Here is a 19,384-nt window from a genome sequence, read left to right as displayed (position 1 = left end):
CGCGTTCGATTAACGTGGGCATGAGCCGATAGGGTCATCCCGGAGGGACACTCATGATTCAGGCCAACGGCCTTAGTAAACGTTACGGCTCGAAGACCGCCGTGAATGATATTTCGTTCACCGTGCATCCGGGCTCCGTCACGGGCTTTCTGGGCCCGAACGGGGCCGGTAAATCCACAACGATGCGGATGATCGTAGGGCTCGACCGTCCGACCGGCGGCGACGTAACGGTCGGTGGCAAGCACTACCGCGATCACCGGGCCCCGCTCCGCGAGGTCGGCGCGTTGTTGGAGGCCAAGGCCGTGCATCCGGGGCGCAGCGCATTTCAGCACCTGCACGCGCTAGCCGCCACGCACGGGATTCCACGCCGCCGGGTCAAAGAGGTCATCGACATGGCCGGCCTCGGCCCGGTCGCCAAGAAGCGCGTCGGCGGTTTTTCTCTCGGAATGGGGCAACGGCTCGGTATCGCGGCGGCCATGCTCGGCGATCCGCGCACCGTCATTCTGGACGAGCCGGTGAACGGTCTTGACCCGGACGGCGTACTGTGGGTGCGTAATTTCGTCCGCGAGCTTGCGGCCGACGGGCGCACGGTGTTCTTGTCGTCGCATTTGATGAGTGAGATGACGCAGACCGCCGATCACGTGATAGTGATCGGCCGCGGGAAGATCCTTGCCGACGACCCCATTGACGCCGTCATCAACAGGCAGCAAAAGGACAACACGTTGGTGCGAACCGATCAGCCCGGCGAGTTGCAAGCGGTTCTCGGAGACGGAGCGACAACCGATTCCGAGCCGAATCTGTTACACGTGTCCGGCGTCGATCCGCGACGGATCGCCCAGGTCGCACTCGACAATCGGATTCTCATCTACGAGCTCACGCCGCAGCGGGCTTCGCTCGAGGAAGCCTATATGGGTCTCACGCGGGACGACGTGGAATACCAGTCGCATGGTGTGGTCACCGGCGCGGACGGCGGCCCGGAAGCCGGCACGAAATCCGCCAAGAAGTCAAAGGCTGCCAAGCGGTCGGCCCGCAAAGCACAAGGAGGCGGCGAATGAGCCACGCAGTGACGGCCAAGGACGCCAAGGGCGTCAATTTCGCTCGCCTTGTCCGCTCGGAATACATCAAACTGCGCACCTTGCGTTCGACGTGGGTCCTGCTCATCGTCACGGTCGTCATCCTGGTCGGCATCAGCGCACTTTTCGCGTTCGCCGGGCATCAATCCGCCGGGTCGAAGGGCGCCATTCCCGAGTCGACGTTGCACACCGCACCGGTTACCGGGCTGACGTTCGGCCAACTGATCGTCGCGTCGTTCGGCGCTGTCATGATCGGCGGCGAATATGCGTCGGGCATGATTCGGTCAACCATGACGGCCGCGCCAAAACGCCTATCGGCTTTACTGGCCAAGGTATTGGTGCTCGCCGTCACGGCGCTGGTGCTCGGCATCGTTGCCGGGGTTGCCGGGTGGGCGGTCGCCCAGCCGATTCTCGCCTCCAAGAACCTTGACTTTGCCTTCACGACCGACGGCGTTCCCGGCATCATCGCCGGACTCGGACTCTACTTGATGTGCGCGGCACTGATGGGCATGGCCATCGGATTCCTCTTGCGCAATTCGGCCGGCGCCATTGTCACGACCCTGGCCTTGCTATTGATCGTGCCGATCATCTTCCAACTCATTCCGCTGGATGCCATCAACAACATGTCGCCGTATCTACCGAGCCAAGCCGGGCAAGAAATGACGCAGATCAGCACGTCCGGCGACAAGTTCAACCAATGGCAGGGCGGACTCATCATGGGGGCATGGGCTTTCGTCTTGCTCGTTGCCGCGTCGATTCGGTTGAAGTCCAGCGACGTCTGACCCGCCGGCACCGGGTAGCCGGACGCCGTTTATAGAGCGCCGGCCGCGGCTTCGGCCACGGTCTGGTCTTGGTCACCGGAGCCGCCGCTGACGCCGACTGCGCCGATCACCTCGTCGTCGCGCGTCAACGGAATTCCGCCGGCAAAGATCATCACCCTGCCGCTGTTGCTGGCATGGATGCCGTAGAACTGGTCGGACGGTTGCGCGTTGTCGGCCAATTCCTTAGTGGAAATATTGAAGGCGCGCGCCGTCCATGCCTTGTTGATGCTGATATCGACGCTGCCGATCCACGCCCCGTCCATCCGGACGTGAGCGACGAGGTTGCCGCCCGTGTCGACGACTGCCACGTTCTGCGGTTGGCCGATTTCGGTAGCCCTGTTCTCTCCGGCCTCGATCACGCGGCGCGCGTCGGCCAGGGTTAATGCGGACATTGCGTTCTCCCCTTGTGCTGCCCGGGCGGCAGCGAATCGGTAATTCGACGCGTAGTCCGGTGGCAGACAAACCTGCGCAAGGGGCCATGTGCCGCGGTCCGTTGGACCGGCCCTTGTATGTCTTGCTGAGCGTTACTCTCTTCATTGGACGCCGGCCGCGGCGCGGTGTCAACGATTCGCGGCCGCCGGGAAAATTGAAAAAAGCGGCCGACGCGTGCTCCCGCCCCCTCGATCGGTGCCAAGCTACAAGTACAAATTCGATTCAGACGCCTTCCGTAGACGCCTCGACCACGCGGCGAGGAATCGTCGCGCCAAATTAGCGAGTTCGTAGCAACCTGGCAGAAGGCCGGATCATGGCTTATTCGACGACATCGTCGACGTTCGACGGTACTCAATTAACACCCCGCCGCAAGGGCAGCATTGTTGCCTCGTGGGTCACGTCGACGGATCACAAGGTGATCGGCTATTTGTACCTGATCACGTCGTTCGTGTTCTTCCTGCTCGGCGGCCTGATGGCCCTGTTGATGCGCTCGGAGCTCTGGGAGCCGGGCATGCAGGTGCTGTCGACCAAAGAGCAGTACAACCAAATGTTCACCATGCACGGCACGATCATGCTGCTGCTGTTTGCCACTCCCCTCTTTTCGGGGTTCGCGAACGTCATCATGCCGTTGCAGATCGGTGCGCCGGACGTCGCATTCCCCCGGCTGAACGCGCTGGGATATTGGCTCTACCTGTTCGGCGGGCTGATGACGGTCGGCGGGTTCCTCACCCCGCAAGGCGCCGCATCGTTCGGCTGGTTCGCGTACACCCCGCTTTCCTCAACGACGTATTCGCCGGGCTTCGGCGGGGACCTCTGGGTCTTCGGGCTCGCGTTGTCCGGCTTCGGCACCATCCTCAGCTCGGTCAACTTCATCACGACAATCATGTGCATGCGCGCACCCGGCATGACGATGTTCCGGATGCCGATCTTCACCTGGAACGTCCTCTTGACGGGCCTGTTGGTGATGATGGCATTCCCGGTATTGGCTTCCGCCCTGTTGGCGCTCGGCGCGGACCGGAAGTTCGGCGCCCACGTCTTCGATCCCGCCAACGGTGGCCCCATCCTCTGGCAGCACTTGTTCTGGTTCTTCGGCCACCCCGAGGTCTACATCATTGCCATCCCGTTCTTCGGGATCGTGTCCGAGATCTTCCCGGTGTTCAGCCGCAAACCGCTCTTCGGGTACAAGGGCTTGATCTTTGCCACTATCGCCATTTCGGCTTTGTCGGTGTCGGTGTGGGCACACCATATGTACGTCACCGGCGCCGTCCTGCTACCGTTCTTCGCCTTCATGTCGATGCTGATCGCCATTCCGACCGGCCTGAAGATCTTCAACTGGATCGGCACCATGATGAAGGGGTCTCTGACCTTCGAGACCCCGATGCTCTGGTCGCTCGGATTCCTCGTGACCTTCACGTTCGGCGGCCTGACGGGTGTGATCTTGTCCAGCCCGCCACTGGACTTCCAGCTCTCGGACACCTATTTCGTCGTCGCGCACTTCCACTACGTCGTCTTCGGCACCGTCGTGTTCGCCATGTTCGCCGGGTTCTACTTCTGGTGGCCGAAATTCACGGGCAAGATGCTCAACGAAACCTTGGGCAAGATCCACTTCTGGATGCTGTTCATCGGCTTCCATGCCACGTTCTTGATCCAGCACTGGCTGGGCGTGAAGGGCATGCCGCGCCGGTACGCCGACTATCTGCCGCAAGATCATTTCCAGTGGATGAACGATGTGTCGACAATCGGGTCGTTCCTGCTGGGCGCGTCCATGATCCCGTTCTTCTGGAACGTGTTCCGCACGACCAGAAAAGCGAAGCAGGTCACCGTCGACGACCCGTGGGGCTACGGCGGTTCGCTCGAATGGGCAACGTCCTGCCCGCCGCCGCGGCACAACTTCACCACCTTGCCGCGCATCCGCTCCGAACGCCCGGCGTTCGACCTCCATCATCCCGAATCCATTCCCTACGACTGGCGGCCGTCATTCGCGGCCGTCGGTGCTTCGGACAAGTTGGGGGCCGATGACGACGGCGGGCCGGCCAAGGGGCCCTGAGGTCCAGGCCGGCAGCCCGCGAGGCGTGCTATGGCACCGCTTTCCATGCCGGCGCACGAGGTTCGCGGTCAGGCCGCGGCGTCCAATGCCTGGTTGATGTGCGCACGCAGCGCGGCCGGGGACGTGTGCGGCGCGACGGCTTTGACGACTGCCGGGTCGGCACCGCGCAGCAAGCCGAGCAGGATGTGTTCGGTACCGATGAAATTATCACCGCGCGCGATGGCTTCCCGGAGCGAGAGTTCAAGCACCTTTTTGCCCGGCTTGGAAAACGGAATATGTCCGCGTTTGCCGGTACGACCGGGGTGCTCGTCGCCCGCACCGTTGAACGCGCCGTCGCCGAAGTGCGCCTCGACGCTCTCGCGCACGGCTGCCAAGTCGATGCCGATCGCCTTCAACGCATCGGCATCGTCGGCACCGAGCGGTCCACCGGGTTCCGGGCCGCCGGACACAATGTCGTCGACAGTGATTCCCGCTTCCGTGAGCACTCGGGCCACCCGGCCGGTTGCGGTGTCGATGACTGCGAACAATACGTGTTCGGGGCGAATTTGGCGTGCTTGCATGTCGCGTGCACGTTGCTGGGCCTGGACGACGGCCGCTCTGGCGGGTTTCGTGAATCGTTCGAACATTGCTGTTACCGCGCCTTCCTGTTGTATTTCTTGTGCACTGCTTGCTTGGACACCTCGAGCGAGTCGGCGATGGCCTGCCACGACCAACCCTGCCGGCGCGCATTGCTGACTTGTACCGCCTCGAGTCGTTCGTGCAAGCGGCGCAAGGCCAGAACCGCTCGGAGTCCGATAGCCGGATCGGAATTCGCCGCGGAGTCGGCGAGCGTTTTCGTATCTGTCATAATGTCAATTTAGGTTGACGTTTGAGCATTGTCAACTTTAATTGACGTTCATCCGTCGATATCGAAGGCAATAAGCGGCAACTCGGTGTCTCTGTCACGTATTGGCCGGCCGAGAGTTGACTCGATGACGGGCTTGAACGTCTCCCAGGCGCGAGGGTGGCGGGCGGCATAGGCGTGCAAGGCGTCGTCCGCCTCGGCACCGGCGAGCAGCCGCGCCGTGGCCGGGGTCGACGTGCGCCGGCCCACCGAGATTCGCACCCGTGGATCCGCTTGGACGTTGCGGAACCACTGCGCCTTACCGCCGAATCCCGAGACAACGATGTAGGATCCCGGGGCCGGATGCCCAAAGACTTCCAAAAGGACCTGCCGGCGTAAACCGGATTTCCGGCCGGTGTGTTCGACAAGCACGAATCGCGACCCCAACAGAAAACCGAGTCGAGCCCGATAGAGCAGAATTGGCATCCGCATGAGCCGGCGGTTGCGCAGGACGCGCTCGGCACCGCGGGTAAGACCGGCGGTCAATTTCGCCGACAACGCTTGGGACGCCTTCATTGGTGTTTTACCTCCGAATAGTTCGCCGTTTGGATCGCATCATTGGTCATGGGACGCACCGAGCCCGGATCGATAGACCGTCAGCACTTCGGCACCCCACCGCTGCATTCCGGCCGCCGACAGCGGATCGACTCCGAGGACCTCCTGCAGTCGGGATCGCAGCATCAGCACGGCCAGGTCGTTGACCAGCAGGAATGCTGCCCGCACCTCGCGATCGGTGCCGCGAGCCATGGCGCCGTTGCGCTCCAGCGCAATGGCGGCTTCAAGGCTGACCGAGTACAGCTTGCGGAAGAGTTCAGCGCCCGGTCGCCCGTCGCCGATCAGCAGCCGTCCCAAATACGCCGGAATCGGCGAGTCGACGCCAAATGTGCCGGCAACCACCTCGGCGAGGCTTGGCACCGCTTCCGCATCGAGAGCTTCACCGTCACCGGAGCCCGTCACGTTTGCCAGCATCGACTCGAAAACACCCGCCACATGGTCATCGACCGCTTCGCACAGACCGTCCTTGGACCCGTAATGACGGAGTATCAGGGCCGGGGACACGGACGCGGCCGCCGCGATATCGCGCACCGTCACCGCTTCGGCACCCCGCCGGGCAAAGAGGCGCAACGCTTCGTCCCGAATTCGGGCACGTGACGTTCTGTCATCGACAAGTGATCGCATGTTCACTATAGTAAACAACTGTTTACTTATTGGCAATGGGCGACCATTGTTCGAACCGGGCGGGGGCCATGTGACTCATGGGCGCCGTCGGAGCGCCCGGCAATGACAAAAGCGGCCGGGCAGTCATGACCGCCCGGCCGCTCAAAATCCGCTGCTGCGGAATGTTTTACTTCGTGAGGATGTCGCGCAAGAGCGATGCAGTCTCGCTCGGCGTCTTGCCGACCTTGACTCCGGCAGCTTCGAGAGCTTCCTTCTTGGCCTGCGCCGTGCCGGACGACCCGGACACGATGGCGCCGGCATGGCCCATCGTCTTGCCCTCCGGGGCCGTGAAGCCGGCGACGTAGCCGACGACCGGCTTGGTGACGTTCGCCTTGATGAAGTCCGCGGCACGCTCTTCGGCATCGCCGCCGATTTCGCCGATCATCACCATGGCCTTGGTGTCCGGATCGGCCTCAAACGCCTTCAATGCATCGATGTGCGTGCTGCCGATGACCGGGTCGCCGCCAATGCCGATGGCTGTCGAGAAGCCGAGGTCGCGCAATTCGTACATCATCTGGTAGGTCAGCGTGCCCGACTTGGACACCAGTCCGACGGGCCCCTTGCCGGTGATGTTCGCCGGCGTGATGCCCACGAGCGATTCCTCAGGCGTAATGACGCCGGGGCAGTTCGGCCCGATAATGCGGGTCTTGTTGCCCTTCTTGCCCGCGTAGTCCCAGAACTCGGCCGAATCCTGAACCGGAATGCCCTCGGTGATCACGACGAGCAGCTCGATGCCCGCATCGATCGCCTCGATGACGGCGTCCTTGGAAAAGGCCGGCGGCACGAACACGATCGAGACTGTCGCACCCGTCTTCTCCATTGCTTCGGCGACGGTTCCGAACACCGGGAGTTCGACGGGATTTCCGGACGCGTCGGTGTGCTGGACGGTCGTCCCCGCCTTGCGGGCATTCACGCCGCCGAGCACCTGAGTACCGGCCTTCAGCATCAAAGCGGTGTGCTTGCTGCCTTCGCCCCCGGTGATGCCCTGAACGATGACCTTGGAATCTTTGTTGAGAAAAATCGACATTGGGATGAGCCTTCCGTTACTTTGCAGCCGCTGCGAGTTCGGCTGCCTTGTCGGCGGCCTCGTCCATCGTGCCGACCAGGGTCACCAGCGGATTGCCGGCTTCTTCGATAATGCGGCGTCCTTCGTCGACGTTGTTGCCGTCGAGCCGGACGACGAGCGGCTTCGACGCTTCGTCTCCGAGGATTTCGAGCGCCTTCACGATGCCGTTGGCCACGGCGTCGCATGCCGTGATGCCGCCGAACACGTTGACGAACACGCTCTTGACCTGCTCATCGTTCAAGATGACGTCGAGGCCATTGGCCATGACGGTAGCCGAAGCGCCGCCGCCGATGTCCAGGAAGTTGGCGGGCTTGACGCCGCCGTGCTTCTCGCCGGCGTAGGCCACGACGTCCAGCGTGCTCATGACGAGCCCCGCGCCGTTGCCGATGATGCCGACCTGGCCGTCGAGCTTCACGTAGTTCAGGTCGTTCTGCTTGGCCTTGGCCTCGAGCGGATCGACCGCATCCTTGTCGGCAAGTGCGGCGTGATCCTCGTGGCGGAATTCGGCGTTGTCGTCAAGCGTGACCTTGCCGTCGAGCGCGATGATGTCGCCGCCGGCGGTCTTGACCAACGGGTTGACCTCGACAAGCGTGGCATCTTCGTTCTTGAAGACGTCCCACAGCCGCATCAGGGCCGGTACGATCTTCGCGCCGGTCTCGGCATCGAAGCCCGCTGCGTCCACGATCTCTTTGCCCTTGGCCTCGTCGATACCCGTCAGGGCATCGACGGGAACGCGGGCGAGGGCGTCCGGACGCGTGACCGCGAGCTCTTCAATCTCCATGCCGCCTTCGACCGAGCACATGGCCAAATAGCTGCGGTTGGACCTGTCGAGAAGCACCGAGAAGTAATATTCTTCGGCAATGTCGGCACCTTGGGCGACCATGACCTTCTTCGTCACGTGACCCTTGATGTCGAGCCCCAGAATTTCTTCGGCTTTCTGCTGCGCTTCGTCGGGGGACTTTGCGACCTTGACGCCGCCGGCCTTGCCGCGCCCGCCAATCTTCACCTGCGCCTTGACGACGACTACTCCGCCGCCGAGTTTTTGCGCGGCATCCCGCGCTTCTTCCGGAGTCTGCGCGACAACTGCGTCGAGCACGGGCACCCCGTGCTTGGCGAAGAGGTCCCGAGCCTGATATTCAAACAGGTCCACGAGTAAACTTCCTTCTTCGATGATTTACGGACGGTCCACCGGAAACTTTAGTGCGGTTTGCACCCGCTTTGCACACCGACCGCAAAAAGTGCGATCAACCACACAGTGGCGTCGGCCGTTGCACCGGGCTGTGAGGGGCCGCACCGGAGGCCTCCCGAACACCCGTGTGTTGACATCGAGAATCTTTATATCAAGTAGCTTGATTGAGGGTACTCTTGCAGTCATGGCAGACGAAGTAGACCGCATCGTTGAAGCCTGGCGTCGCGAACGGCCGGACCTCGATGTCGAACCCATGGAGGTCCTTTCCCGGGTGACACGGCTGGCCCGGCAGCTCGATCTGGCACGCCGGTCGACATTCTTGGCACACGGGCTCGAGGTATGGGCCTTTGACGTGCTCTCGGCACTGCGCCGCTCGGGCGAGCCATACCGCCTGTCCCCCTCCCAACTACTGACGCAGACCCTCGTGACGTCGGGAACCATGACCAACCGCATCGACAGGTTGGCGGGACTCGGCCTTGTCGAGCGCCATCCCGATCCGCGCGATCGCCGCGGAGTACTCGTGCAGCTGACGGACACGGGACGTCAGCGTGTCGATAACGCACTGCGCGAGCTGCTCGAGATCGAACGACAATTGCTTGTCGCACTCTCCGGCGACGATCAAAAACTTCTTGCCGGCCTGCTGCGGGATTTGTCGATCGGCTTCGACACCGACTCGTAAGACGCCGTCTCGACCGGCCGGACGCGACGTCACCGCGCGACGTCAGTTCGGGGGCGCAATGGAGCTCGTCACGTATTTGTCATATGCCCCGGAGACCGCCCTGCCGGTGCCGAACGACACTGCGGCGACTGCCAGCAGCACCACCGCGATCGGTAGACACGTCTCGGCTATAGCGGACGGGTCCATTCTGCCGGCCAAGCCGCAGGCCGCGCGCACGAACGCCCCGTCGGCTGCCGGCTCGCCGGTGAGAAGTGCGCCGATTCCCGCGGCCGGGAGCGCGAACCCGACTACGGCCACGACCGAGACCAGCCATCCGGGCGTGCCGACGACCGCCTCGAGTGCCTGGACGAACGCCACGAGCGCCACGGTGATGAGCACGGCAAATGACCACACCAGCACGTTTCCGGCTTGAATCGTCACCGACGCCTGTCCCAGCCGCCCGGACCGTGCCAAGTACACCCCGACCAGCACGGAGGACGACAGGACGCCGACGACGACGCCCGCCGCGTTTTGCACCATCAGCGCCTTGCGCCGCGGAAACGGCATTTGGGCGTTTTGCCGGCGCCAGGGGCCGGTCGTGAAAACGGCGCGCCCCAATCGGAAGTCGACGGCCCATGCGGTCGTCGTTGCCGCGACCAGCGCTGCAACAACTATCAACACCAGCACCACCGCCAGCGGTTCCATTGCCGGCGCGGGCGAGGCGGACGTCGCGGGCCCCGCTGGCGGTGCGCCGTGGTGCACCGGCCCGCGTGCCCCTTGCTTCCGCATCGACGGGTAGTCATAAGACTGTGCTGCCGGCCCGTCGACGGTGCGTACGGTGGTGTGGAACGGCGCGGCGAATTTGTCGAGCATGGCATCGGTGACGCTGATGCATCGCCCCGGAGCGGTGTTCGGCACATCGCATCCGGATTTCTTGACCACGATCCGCATCTCGTCCGCCAAGTAGTCGAGCGTCGGTTTGATCGCCTGCTTGCGGTATTCGTGAAGTATCAGTTTGTTGTCGGCCAGCGCTTGCGGCCCGGCCACGACGGTGATCGGCATTTGCCGCACGGCGCCTCCGTGGAGCGCGCTGACCATATTCCGCCGGAACGTGCTGCTGAATTCGGGGCCGACGATCACTGCCAACACCGCCTCACCCGATGTCACCCTGCGCGCTGCGGCCTTCGGGGAGTACTCGTGTTCGAGCGAGGCGAAGTCCGACACGCGCGGCGAGGTTCGCAGCGACTGGACGAACATGTCACCGAAACTGGTGCTCGCGTCGTCCGCCTTCACGAAGTCCGCCATCACCACCGGCTTATCGGTCGAGGCCACCGCCACCTCGAAAGTCGGGCCGCCCGGCGCCGGCCGGGCATCGGCCGGGGCAGTGGCCTCCGGCCGTGCGGCAGCCGGGGCGGCGTTCGCCGCGAACGCGGCCGAGATGATGGCCAGCACCAAGGCGCACACCGCGATCGTCGCCAGCAACGGGAGCAGGATGAGCCGTCCGCCGGCCCGCCACAATCCACTTCCGAGCATGTGCCGCCCTCCCCCGGGCAGACCCCGTCGCCGCTCTTTGGTGTAGACGAGTAAGAATAACCCGACCGACAATTTGAGCATTATTGTTGAACAATCTTCAGTGATGAGGCATGCTGGAAGACGAGACGGAGGTCACAATGCCAGGTAACGCACCCGCCATCGATTTGAACAGCGACGTCGGAGAGTCGTTCGGCAACTGGACAATGGGTGACGACCCAGCGATGTTCCGTTCGGTCTCGAGCGCGAACGTGGCGTGCGGGTTCCATGCGGGCGATCCCTCGATCATTGCGCAGACGTGCCGGGACGCCGTCGACGCCGGAGTCACTATCGGCGCGCACGTGGCATATCGCGACCTTGCCGGGTTCGGCCGGCGCTTCCTCGACTGTTCGCCGCAGGAACTCGCCGACGACGTGCTGTACCAGATCGGGGCACTCGATGCGCTCGCGCGATCCGTCGGCGGCGCCGTCCGATACGTCAAACCGCATGGCGCGCTGTACAACACGATCGTGCACCACGAAGCGCACGCCAAAGCGGTAGTCGACGCCGTCAAGGCATTCAGCCGGTCGCTGCCGCTGCTGCTCCTTCCCGGGTCGGTCGCCTTGGCCGAAGCGGAACGGGCAGGGCTGCGCGGCGTTCCCGAAGCCTTTGCCGACCGCGGATACAATCCCGACGGCACGCTCGTATCGAGGCGTGAACCAAACGCCGTGCTGCATGATGAGAACCGGGTGGCCGCGAATATGGTGCGCCTGGCCACCGAGGGCACCATCACGGCGATCGACGGCACCGATCTGCAGTCCCCGGCCGAAAGCATTTGCATGCACGGCGACACCTCCGGGGCCGTGCAGATTTCGACGGCGGTTCGCCGCGAACTCGAAAAGGCGGGCGTCACGATCCGGTCGTTTACCGCATGATCACCGGCGTCCACGCGGCCGGCCCGACGGCGTGGCTGATTGAGATGGATTCGCTGGACGACGTGGTGCGGCTGCACGCGCAGTTGACCGCCGCGCCGCTTCCGGGTCAGCAGGAGGTGCTGCCGGCCGCCCGGACGCTGCTGGTGCGATGCGGCACCAGGCAATCCGCGCGCCGCGCCGAGACCGGTATCGCCGATCTGCGCTTGTCCGAAGCCACCGACCGGCAGAGCGCTCCCCCGGATGGCCGCAAGAGTGTCGACATCGACGTGGTGTACGACGGTGACGACCTTCGCGACGTCGCCGACCGCACCGGTCTGAGCGTCGAGGCTCTCGTCGACGCGCACACCGGCAAGGACTGGGTCGGTGCGTTCGGCGGGTTCGCTCCGGGATTTACCTATTTGGCCGGGGGCGATTCCCGGCTGGTCGTGCCGCGCCGCGATTCGCCTCGCACGTCGGTGCCGGCCGGAGCAGTCGGGCTGGCCGGCGAATTCTCCGCCGTCTACCCGCGTGCGTCCCCGGGCGGATGGCAGCTGATCGGGCACACCGACGAACGGATGTGGAACCTGGACCGGGATGAGCCGGCGTTGGTGCGGCCGGGAGACCGAGTCCGGTTCCATGCCGTGCGCGCGTCGGCCACCGCCGGCACGCAGACCGAGAGTGCGGACGAGCAGATTGCCGAGCCGACTGCCGAGGACGCACGGGGTGCCCTGATCATCGAGTCCGCCGGCCTGCAGTCCGTCATCGAGGACCTCGGCCGCCCGGGGCGCGGGGACCTCGGCGTCTCACCGGCCGGAGCCGCCGACACACGGGCGGCCCGGCAGGCCAACAGACTCGTGGGAAACGTGCCCGGCGCTGCCGTGATCGAAAACGTCATGGGCGGCCTGCGGATGAGCGCCCGTGGCGACCAGGTGCTGGCCGTCTCCGGCGCCGAACCCGAATCGATCATCGCCGGCAACCGCACGGAAGCCATGGGCAAACCGTTCCTACTCCCCGACGGCCAAACTCTCGCGATCGGGCCGACGCGAGCCGGTCTCCGGGCATACGTCGCAGTGCGCGGAGGCATCGACGCCCCGCCGGCCCTGGGCAGCCGGTCCACCGACACGATGTCCGGAATCGGGCCGGATCCGCTCACCGACGGCTCGGTGCTTCCCGTAGCCGAGCCAAAGCCCGGATCCGTCGTGGGCTCACCGGAACCCTCGGTGTTGGCCGGCGATCTGCTCGGCGACGGCCCCGTCACGCTGCGCATCACCTTTGGCCCGCGGGACGACTGGTTCACGCCGAAAGCTCGTGCGGATCTGTTGACGCGCACGTGGGTCGCGACGAATCAGTCGAATCGGATCGGCGTCCGGCTTGCCGTTTCCGACGGCGACGCGGACGACCGCGACGCGGACGGGCCACTCGAGCGCGCAAACGGCGGGGAACTGCCCAGCGAAGGCGTGATGCCCGGCTCCGTCCAAGTGCCGCCGTCCGGCCTTCCCGTCGTGTTCTTGTCCGACCATCCGGTGACCGGCGGGTATCCCGTCATCGCCGTCGTCGTCCCCGAAGACCTGCCGACCGCCGCCCAGATTCCGCCGGGCCGGTGCATCCGATTTGAAGGAGTCTCCTCGTGATCACCAAAGTGCTCATCGCCAATCGCGGCGAAATCGCCTGCCGAATAGCGCGGGCATGCTTGGATGCGCAGCTGACCTCGGTGGCCGTGTACGCCGGACCCGACGCCGATGCGCCGCACGTTCGCATGGCAGATGAAGCATGGTCGCTCGAGGGCGATACCGGCCCCGACACCTACTTGAGTATCGACAAGCTGCTCGCAGTCGCCCGGCGCAGCGGCGCGGACGCCGTGCACCCGGGTTACGGCTTTCTGTCCGAAAACGCGGATTTCGCGGCCGCCGTCGAAGGAGCCGGACTGGTGTGGATCGGGCCGAGCCCGGACGCCATCCGCGCGCTGGGGAACAAGGTGACGGCCCGGGAGATCGCCGTCAAAGCCGGCGCGCCGCTGGTTCCCGGTTCGGACGGCCCGGTGCCGGATGCCGCGGCAGTGCATGAGTTTGCGCACACGCACGGACTTCCGGTGGCCATCAAGGCCGCGTTCGGCGGCGGCGGTCGGGGTATGCGCGTCGTCCGGCGGATGGAGGACGTCGACGACGCATTTGACTCGGCCGTGCGTGAAGCTGAAGCCGCGTTCGGCAACGGCAAGTGTTTCGTCGAGCGCTTCCTTGACAAACCGCGGCACGTGGAGGCCCAGGTCATTGCGGACATGCACGGGAACGTCGTCGTGGCCGGCACCCGCGACTGCTCGTTGCAACGCCGCAATCAAAAACTCGTCGAAGAATCCCCCGCACCGTTCCTGACGGCCGATCAGCGCTCCCGCATCCATTCATCGGCCAAGGCGATCTGCCGGGCGGCTCATTATCGCGGCGCCGGCACGGTGGAATATCTGGTCGGCGAAGACGGCGTGATCAGCTTCCTCGAGGTCAACACCCGCCTCCAGGTCGAGCATCCGGTCACCGAGGAGACGTCGGGAATCGACCTGGTGCGCGAGCAGCTCCGCATCGCCGACGGCAAGCCGCTGTCCGTCGATTCCGATCCGCAGCAGCATGGACACGCGTTCGAGTTCCGCCTCAACGCCGAAGACCCGGCGCGCGGTTTCCTGCCGACGCCGGGCACCGTCGAGACGTTTACGGCGCCGACCGGACACGGCATCCGGGTCGATTCCGGCGTCGTATCCGGGTCGGCCGTGCCCGGACAGTTCGACTCGTTGCTGGCCAAACTGATAGTCACGGGCAACGATCGGCAGCAAGCGCTGAGGCGTGCCCGGGTGGCGTTGGAAGATATGCGCGTGACGGGCATCCCCACTGTTCTGCCGTTCCACCGCGCGATCGCGGCGCACCCGGATTTCACGGCGACCGACCGGTTCGGCGTGTACACGACCTGGATCGAAGACGAGTTCGACGAACGTCTCAGCCCGTCGTCCGATGCGGCAAACCCGGAACCGGACGGCGAACGCCGGGTCATCACCATCGATCTCGACGGCCGCGCCGTCCGGCTCGGACTTCCGGCCGCAATTATCGACTCACTGCTGGCCGGGCCCGATGCCGGACGTTCCGTCGAGGAAGTCCGTCCATCGGGCGGCCGGGTGGGCCGTCATGCTGCCGGTGGACGGAGCTCGGGATCGGACGCCCCGGACGACGCCGATCTGCTCTCACCAATCTCCGGCAGCCTCGTGAAATGGCTGGCCGATGACGGTGCCACTGTCAGCGAGGGGGACGGCGTGGCGGTCGTCGAAGCCATGAAGATGGAGACAACCGTCGCGGCACATCGGCCGGGCACGCTGACTCACGGCGAACCGGCCCCCGGGGACGCCGTCGCCGCAGACCATCGGATTGCGACGATCGAGTGACGCGCATGCAACAGCTCAGCTGAGCATTTTGCCGGGGTTCATGATGCCGAGCGGATCGAACAACTGCTTGATCCGTCGCTGCAGCTCGAGCGATCGCTCGGGCAGTTCCTCGCGCAGTTCCGCGGCTTTCAACAGACCGACTCCGTGCTCGCCCGTGATGGTCCCGCCGAGCCGTAATCCCAGCCGCATGATGTCGCTGAACGCCAGGCGAGCCCGGGCTTCGGCAGCATCGTCGCCTCGTTCGAAGACGACCGTCGGATGCACGTTGCCGTCCCCGGCGTGGCCGGCGCAAATCACCTGTACGTCGTGCTGCTCGCCGATGGCGACCATGCCGTCGAGGAATTCGACCATCCGCGAGCGCGGCACCGCCACGTCGTCCGTGAATATCCCGCCAAGCGCTTCCAGAGCCGGCAGCAGTTTCCGGCGAGCCTCGAGCAGCAAGGCCGATTCCTCGTCGTCCGCGGCCTCCGCCACATCGACCGCGCCGAAGTCCCGCGCGATCCGTCCCATCCGCACGACATCGCCCACGGCGTCCGTCCCGTCGGACTGCGCCAGGATGAGGGCACAGCCGTCTTCGAAACCCATCTTGCTGTACGCGTTCACGGCGCCGACCGCCGCCGCGTCGAGGAACTCCATCAGACTGGGACTCACGCCGGAAGCCATGATCGCCGTGACGGCGGCAAGACCGGCGCGGGCATCGGGGAATGTGGCGGCCATCGTGCGGGACGGCGCCGGGGCGGGCTTCAACCCGAGCGTCACCTTCGTCACCACGCCGAGCGTGCCTTCGGATCCGACGATGAGCGACGTCAGATCGAGACCCGCGACGCCTTTGGCCGTACGACGTCCCGTGTCGATGACGGTGCCGTCGGCCAGGACCACCTCGAGCCCGCGCACGAAGTCGCCGGTGACGCCGTATTTCACGCAGCACATGCCGCCGGCGTTCGTTGCCACATTGCCGCCGATCGACGAAATCTCCCACGACCCGGGATCGGGCGGATAGAACAGCCCGCGCTCGGCGACTGCGCGCGAGAGTTCGACGTTGAGGATGCCCGGTTCAACGACCGCGACCTGGTCCTCTTCGTTGATTTCCAGGATCCGGTCCATCGAGCGAACGCTCAGGACTATGCAGCCGTCGACCGCGTTCGCCGCACCCGACAGGCCGGTGTGCGCACCTTGCGGCACGACGGGGACCCGGTACCGCGACGCGACGGTGAGCGTGTGCGCGACGTCGGCGGTGCTTCCGGCGCGCACGACGGCGACCGGCTCGCCGACCGGGCAAAACCGTGCTTGATCGCGTGAATATTGTTCCGTCTTCGCCGGTTCCGTCACCACCGCGGACTCCGGGAGCCCGTCGGCGAGTTCTCGGACCAGATCGAACGCGGTGCCCATCTCGCTCATAACGGCCAGCTTACGAGCCCGTCGACTCGGGCGGTCAGGCCGCTGTCATAAACGGCCGCTATCGTACCGATATGACACGACCCCGCCGGCCGAATCGCCGACCCCGCAGCCGTGGCATGGTGCTTGGAGTCCTCGCACTCGTCGTCGCCGCAGTGCTTGCCGCGCACGAACTGATACCCGAGAAGTACGGGCTCGCGCTGATCGTCGACAGCTCCCTGCCGTGGCTGGCAGTGCCGATACTGCTCATCGCGTTCGTCGCCCTGTTCCGCAGGTCCATCACGGCGTGGGCCGGTATCCTCATCGCCGCCCTGGTGTGGTCGTACTTCTTCGTGCCCCAACTCGTCGACCATTCCGGCACCGGCTCCGTGTCGATGACGGTGGCGACCGAAAACGTCGAGGCACGGCGTCCGCTGCCGACGAAGACGTCGAACTCGGTCATCGACACGGGCGCGGACATCGTGACCCTGCAGGAGGTCACCAGCAAAAGCGGCGACATCATCGATCGCGTGATGGGCGAGCACTACCCGTATCACGTATCCAGCGGGACCGTCGGCGTGTGGAGCAAATACCCGCTGTCGGGCGTCCGGCAGTTGAAGCTCGGCCTGTCGTGGAGCCAGTCGTTGTCGGTGACCGCGGCCGCTCCGGGCGGCCCGGTCAGGATCTACGCGGCGCATTTGCCGTCGGTGCGCGTTGGGCGCGATGCGCAGCGCAATCGGGCCGTCACCGAGCTGAGCCGGATCATTGCCGACGATTCATCGGACCGGATAATTCTGGCCGGCGATTTGAACACCGCAACGACCGACAGGCGATTCACCGAATTGACCGACCAGCTGAAGGATTCCCGGCAATCGACGGGCGGAGGTTTCGGGTTCACGTGGCCGGCGCGCCTGCCGGTCACCCGGCCCGACCACGTGCTGGTGCGCGGATTCGGCGTCGTCTCCGACCAGGTCATGGACCGGGGCAGCAGTGATCATCGCGGCGTCGTCGTGAAGCTGACGTCGGACTGACCGGCTCTCCGGCTCATTTGCCGGCCGGTGCGGGAGTCAGCGCTGCGGCAGGGCCCCGTCGACGCGTTGGGGAACGCGCCACGGGTTGTCGTCGCGTACCGGCTCGGGCAGCAGCGTCTGCGGCATGTTCTGGTAGGCGACGGGCCGGAGGAACCGTTCAATGGCAGCGGTGCCGACCGAGGTCGTCGTGGGAGCGGTGGTGGCCGGGTACGGCCCGCCGTGCTGCTGAGCGTGGGTAACAGTGACGCCGGTTGGCCACCCGCCCCACAAGACCCGCCCCGCCCGCTCGCTCATGGCATCGACGAGCACGCCGGCGATCGGTTCGTCGGCGTCCGCATGCACCGTCGCAGTGAGCTGCCCCTCCAGCGCTGCCGGCACTGCGGCCAAATCGGCCGGGTCCCGGTAGGTGATGATGAGCCCGGTCGGGCCGAAACATTCGCCGGAGAGCTCGTCGACGTTGACCAGGAATTGCTCGAGGGTGGTCGTCAGCACAGTCGGCGTCGGGTCGTCGGCCAGCGCGTCGTCGCCGGCCACCAGCGCCGTCACCTCGTCCCTGCCCATCAGCCGCTGCAATGTGGTCCGGTATCCGGCCACGATTTTTTCGCCCAGCAGCTCGGAGGCGCCGGGCCCGTCGGCGGTGAGACGAGCCTGCACGGCGGCACCGATGCCCGCGTCATCCGGCACGAACAACAGCCCCGGTTTGGTGCAGAACTGCCCGCCGCCCAGCGTGAACGAGCCGATGAAACCATCGGCCACGGCGTCCGGGTCGACGGCGCCGCCCGGCGTGACGAACACGGGGTTGACGCTGCCGAGCTCGCCGTAGAACGGGATCGGCTCGTCGCGACCGGCAGCCACGTCGAAAAGGATGCGGCCGGCCCGGATCGACCCGGTGAACGCACCGGCCCGGATGAGCGGATGGAGAAGCGCAGCGCGGCCGGCCTCGTCTCCGAAGATGAGGCTGAACGTGCCGTCCGGCGCGCCTGCCTCGCTCAGGGCGCGCGCGACGATCGAGCCGGTCTTTTCGGACAATTCGGGATGTCCGGGATGGGCCTTCAGGACGACGGGGCAGCCGGCTGCGAGCGCGGACGCCGTGTCTCCGCCGGCGACCGAAAAGGCGAACGGAAAATTGCTTGCCGCAAATACGACGACGGGGCCGATGGCGCTCTTGACGCGGCGGATATCGGGCCGCGGCCCCATGCCCCAGTCCGGGTCGGCCCTGTCGATGCGGGCATCGAGAAATCCACCGTCGTCGAGCTGATCGGCAAATAGGCGCAGTTGGAACGTCGTGCGCTTCAGCTCGCCGGTGAGACGGCCCTCGCTCAAGTGTGATTCGGCCCTGGCGACAGGTACCAGCTCGTTTTCGGCCGCATCGAGTTCGTCGGCCACCGCCCGCAACGCCACTGCGCGACTGCGCGGCGATTTGGCCGCCCATTCCCGGGACGCCGCGGCCGCCGCGCGGACTGCAGCATCGACTCCGTTGTCGCTTGTCGGCATCTCGCTCATTGTTTGATCCAATCCGGGTGCGTCCCTGAGGGGCGGGCATTTCTTCTCCGTTGAGCTTATCGCCTCGCCGCCAACCCGCACCTAGCGCCGAGCCGGCCCCTCTCGCCCCTGTCGCCGAGCCGCCCCCTGCCGCCGAGTGGTGGCGAATGGCTGCGAAATCGGCGATTTCGCAGCCATTCGCCACCACTCGGCGAGGCGGGATAGCCATTCGCCACCACTCGGCGAGAGCTACATCACAAGATTGCACT

At 65.3% G+C, this 19,384-nt stretch carries 18 protein-coding genes; 8 read left to right on the top strand and 10 right to left on the bottom strand.

Annotated features, from left to right (window positions below; translation table 11 throughout):
* The first annotated feature begins 53 nt into the window (after positions 1 to 53).
* On the top strand, positions 54 to 1,055 hold the full coding sequence (locus tag BJY26_RS09255) for an ABC transporter ATP-binding protein (protein ID WP_179427605.1): 1,002 nt from the start codon (positions 54 to 56) through the stop codon (positions 1,053 to 1,055).
* Positions 1,052 to 1,855, top strand: a complete 804-nt coding sequence (locus BJY26_RS09250; RefSeq protein ID WP_179427604.1) for an ABC transporter permease — start codon at positions 1,052 to 1,054, stop codon at positions 1,853 to 1,855. The genes BJY26_RS09255 and BJY26_RS09250 overlap by 4 nt, the downstream gene beginning before the upstream one ends.
* 29 nt (positions 1,856 to 1,884) lie before the next feature.
* On the opposite strand, the gene BJY26_RS09245 is transcribed toward BJY26_RS09250, so the two are convergent.
* Positions 1,885 to 2,286: a GlcG/HbpS family heme-binding protein gene (locus BJY26_RS09245; protein WP_179427602.1), complete on the bottom strand. Its 402-nt coding sequence runs from the start codon at positions 2,284 to 2,286 to the stop codon at positions 1,885 to 1,887.
* Positions 2,287 to 2,639: 353 nt separating this feature from the next.
* Here BJY26_RS09245 and ctaD point away from each other — a divergent pair, with 353 nt between their 5' ends.
* Positions 2,640 to 4,373, top strand: a complete 1,734-nt coding sequence (ctaD, locus tag BJY26_RS09240) for an aa3-type cytochrome oxidase subunit I (protein WP_179427600.1) — start codon at positions 2,640 to 2,642, stop codon at positions 4,371 to 4,373.
* 68 nt (positions 4,374 to 4,441) lie between these two features.
* Here ctaD and BJY26_RS09235 read toward each other — a convergent pair whose 3' ends face one another.
* From BJY26_RS09235 to sucC, 6 genes are all read right to left on the bottom strand, one after another.
* Positions 4,442 to 4,999, bottom strand: coding sequence for a Clp protease N-terminal domain-containing protein (locus tag BJY26_RS09235; RefSeq protein WP_179427598.1), 558 nt, complete (start codon positions 4,997 to 4,999; stop codon positions 4,442 to 4,444).
* Between the two features lie 5 nt (positions 5,000 to 5,004).
* The gene (locus BJY26_RS09230) at positions 5,005 to 5,220 is read right to left on the bottom strand and encodes a helix-turn-helix domain-containing protein (RefSeq protein ID WP_179427596.1); all 216 of its coding nucleotides are present in this window, start codon (positions 5,218 to 5,220) and stop codon (positions 5,005 to 5,007) included.
* A 48-nt stretch (positions 5,221 to 5,268) separates the two neighbouring features.
* Positions 5,269 to 5,772: a nitroreductase family deazaflavin-dependent oxidoreductase gene (locus BJY26_RS09225; protein WP_179427595.1), complete on the bottom strand. Its 504-nt coding sequence runs from the start codon at positions 5,770 to 5,772 to the stop codon at positions 5,269 to 5,271.
* A gap of 39 nt (positions 5,773 to 5,811) precedes the next feature.
* Complete coding sequence (locus BJY26_RS09220; RefSeq protein ID WP_179427593.1) at positions 5,812 to 6,435, bottom strand: TetR/AcrR family transcriptional regulator; 624 nt, start codon at positions 6,433 to 6,435, stop codon at positions 5,812 to 5,814.
* Between the two features lie 166 nt (positions 6,436 to 6,601).
* Positions 6,602 to 7,501, bottom strand: a complete 900-nt coding sequence (sucD, locus tag BJY26_RS09215) for a succinate--CoA ligase subunit alpha (RefSeq protein WP_179427591.1) — start codon at positions 7,499 to 7,501, stop codon at positions 6,602 to 6,604.
* Positions 7,502 to 7,517: 16 nt separating this feature from the next.
* Entirely contained in the window at positions 7,518 to 8,690 is a 1,173-nt protein-coding gene (gene sucC, locus BJY26_RS09210; RefSeq protein WP_179427589.1) for an ADP-forming succinate--CoA ligase subunit beta, read from the bottom strand.
* Between the two features lie 223 nt (positions 8,691 to 8,913).
* On the opposite strand from sucC, the gene BJY26_RS09205 reads away from it, so the two are divergent.
* Positions 8,914 to 9,408 carry a MarR family winged helix-turn-helix transcriptional regulator gene (locus tag BJY26_RS09205; RefSeq protein WP_179427587.1) on the top strand — a complete coding sequence of 165 codons (495 nt, stop codon included), beginning with the start codon at positions 8,914 to 8,916 and terminating at the stop codon, positions 9,406 to 9,408.
* Positions 9,409 to 9,450: 42 nt separating this feature from the next.
* Here the strand turns inward: BJY26_RS09205 and BJY26_RS09200 are convergent, their stop codons facing one another.
* On the bottom strand, positions 9,451 to 11,001 hold the full coding sequence (locus tag BJY26_RS09200) for a hypothetical protein (protein ID WP_179427585.1): 1,551 nt from the start codon (positions 10,999 to 11,001) through the stop codon (positions 9,451 to 9,453).
* A 56-nt stretch (positions 11,002 to 11,057) separates the two neighbouring features.
* Between BJY26_RS09200 and BJY26_RS09195 the strand changes: the two genes are divergently transcribed.
* Genes BJY26_RS09195 through BJY26_RS09185 form a run of 3 tightly spaced genes read left to right on the top strand, consistent with a single transcriptional unit; the run spans position 11,058 to position 15,228 of the window.
* Entirely contained in the window at positions 11,058 to 11,831 is a 774-nt protein-coding gene (locus tag BJY26_RS09195) for a LamB/YcsF family protein (protein ID WP_179427583.1), read from the top strand.
* Positions 11,828 to 13,441 (top strand): 5-oxoprolinase subunit B/C family protein, encoded by a 1,614-nt coding sequence (locus tag BJY26_RS09190; protein ID WP_179427581.1) that lies wholly within the window; start codon positions 11,828 to 11,830, stop codon positions 13,439 to 13,441. Before BJY26_RS09195 ends, BJY26_RS09190 begins: the two co-directional genes overlap by 4 nt.
* Positions 13,441 to 15,228 (top strand): acetyl/propionyl/methylcrotonyl-CoA carboxylase subunit alpha, encoded by a 1,788-nt coding sequence (locus BJY26_RS09185; RefSeq protein ID WP_179429883.1) that lies wholly within the window; start codon positions 13,441 to 13,443, stop codon positions 15,226 to 15,228. The genes BJY26_RS09190 and BJY26_RS09185 overlap by 1 nt, the downstream gene beginning before the upstream one ends.
* A gap of 15 nt (positions 15,229 to 15,243) precedes the next feature.
* Here the strand turns inward: BJY26_RS09185 and BJY26_RS09180 are convergent, their stop codons facing one another.
* Entirely contained in the window at positions 15,244 to 16,626 is a 1,383-nt protein-coding gene (locus BJY26_RS09180) for an FAD-binding oxidoreductase (RefSeq protein WP_237249074.1), read from the bottom strand.
* A gap of 71 nt (positions 16,627 to 16,697) precedes the next feature.
* Here BJY26_RS09180 and BJY26_RS09175 point away from each other — a divergent pair, with 71 nt between their 5' ends.
* Positions 16,698 to 17,633, top strand: coding sequence for an endonuclease/exonuclease/phosphatase family protein (locus BJY26_RS09175; RefSeq protein ID WP_179427579.1), 936 nt, complete (start codon positions 16,698 to 16,700; stop codon positions 17,631 to 17,633).
* Positions 17,634 to 17,669: 36 nt separating this feature from the next.
* On the opposite strand, the gene BJY26_RS09170 is transcribed toward BJY26_RS09175, so the two are convergent.
* Entirely contained in the window at positions 17,670 to 19,127 is a 1,458-nt protein-coding gene (locus tag BJY26_RS09170) for an aldehyde dehydrogenase (NADP(+)) (protein WP_342354655.1), read from the bottom strand.
* Between the last annotated feature and the right edge of the window lie 257 nt (positions 19,128 to 19,384).

The sequence above is a fragment of the Spelaeicoccus albus genome, from assembly GCF_013409065.1.
Taxonomy (GTDB): domain Bacteria; phylum Actinomycetota; class Actinomycetes; order Actinomycetales; family Brevibacteriaceae; genus Spelaeicoccus; species Spelaeicoccus albus.
The sequence above is the reverse complement of the archived record's forward strand: the minus strand, read 5'-3'. Positions and strand labels throughout refer to the sequence as shown.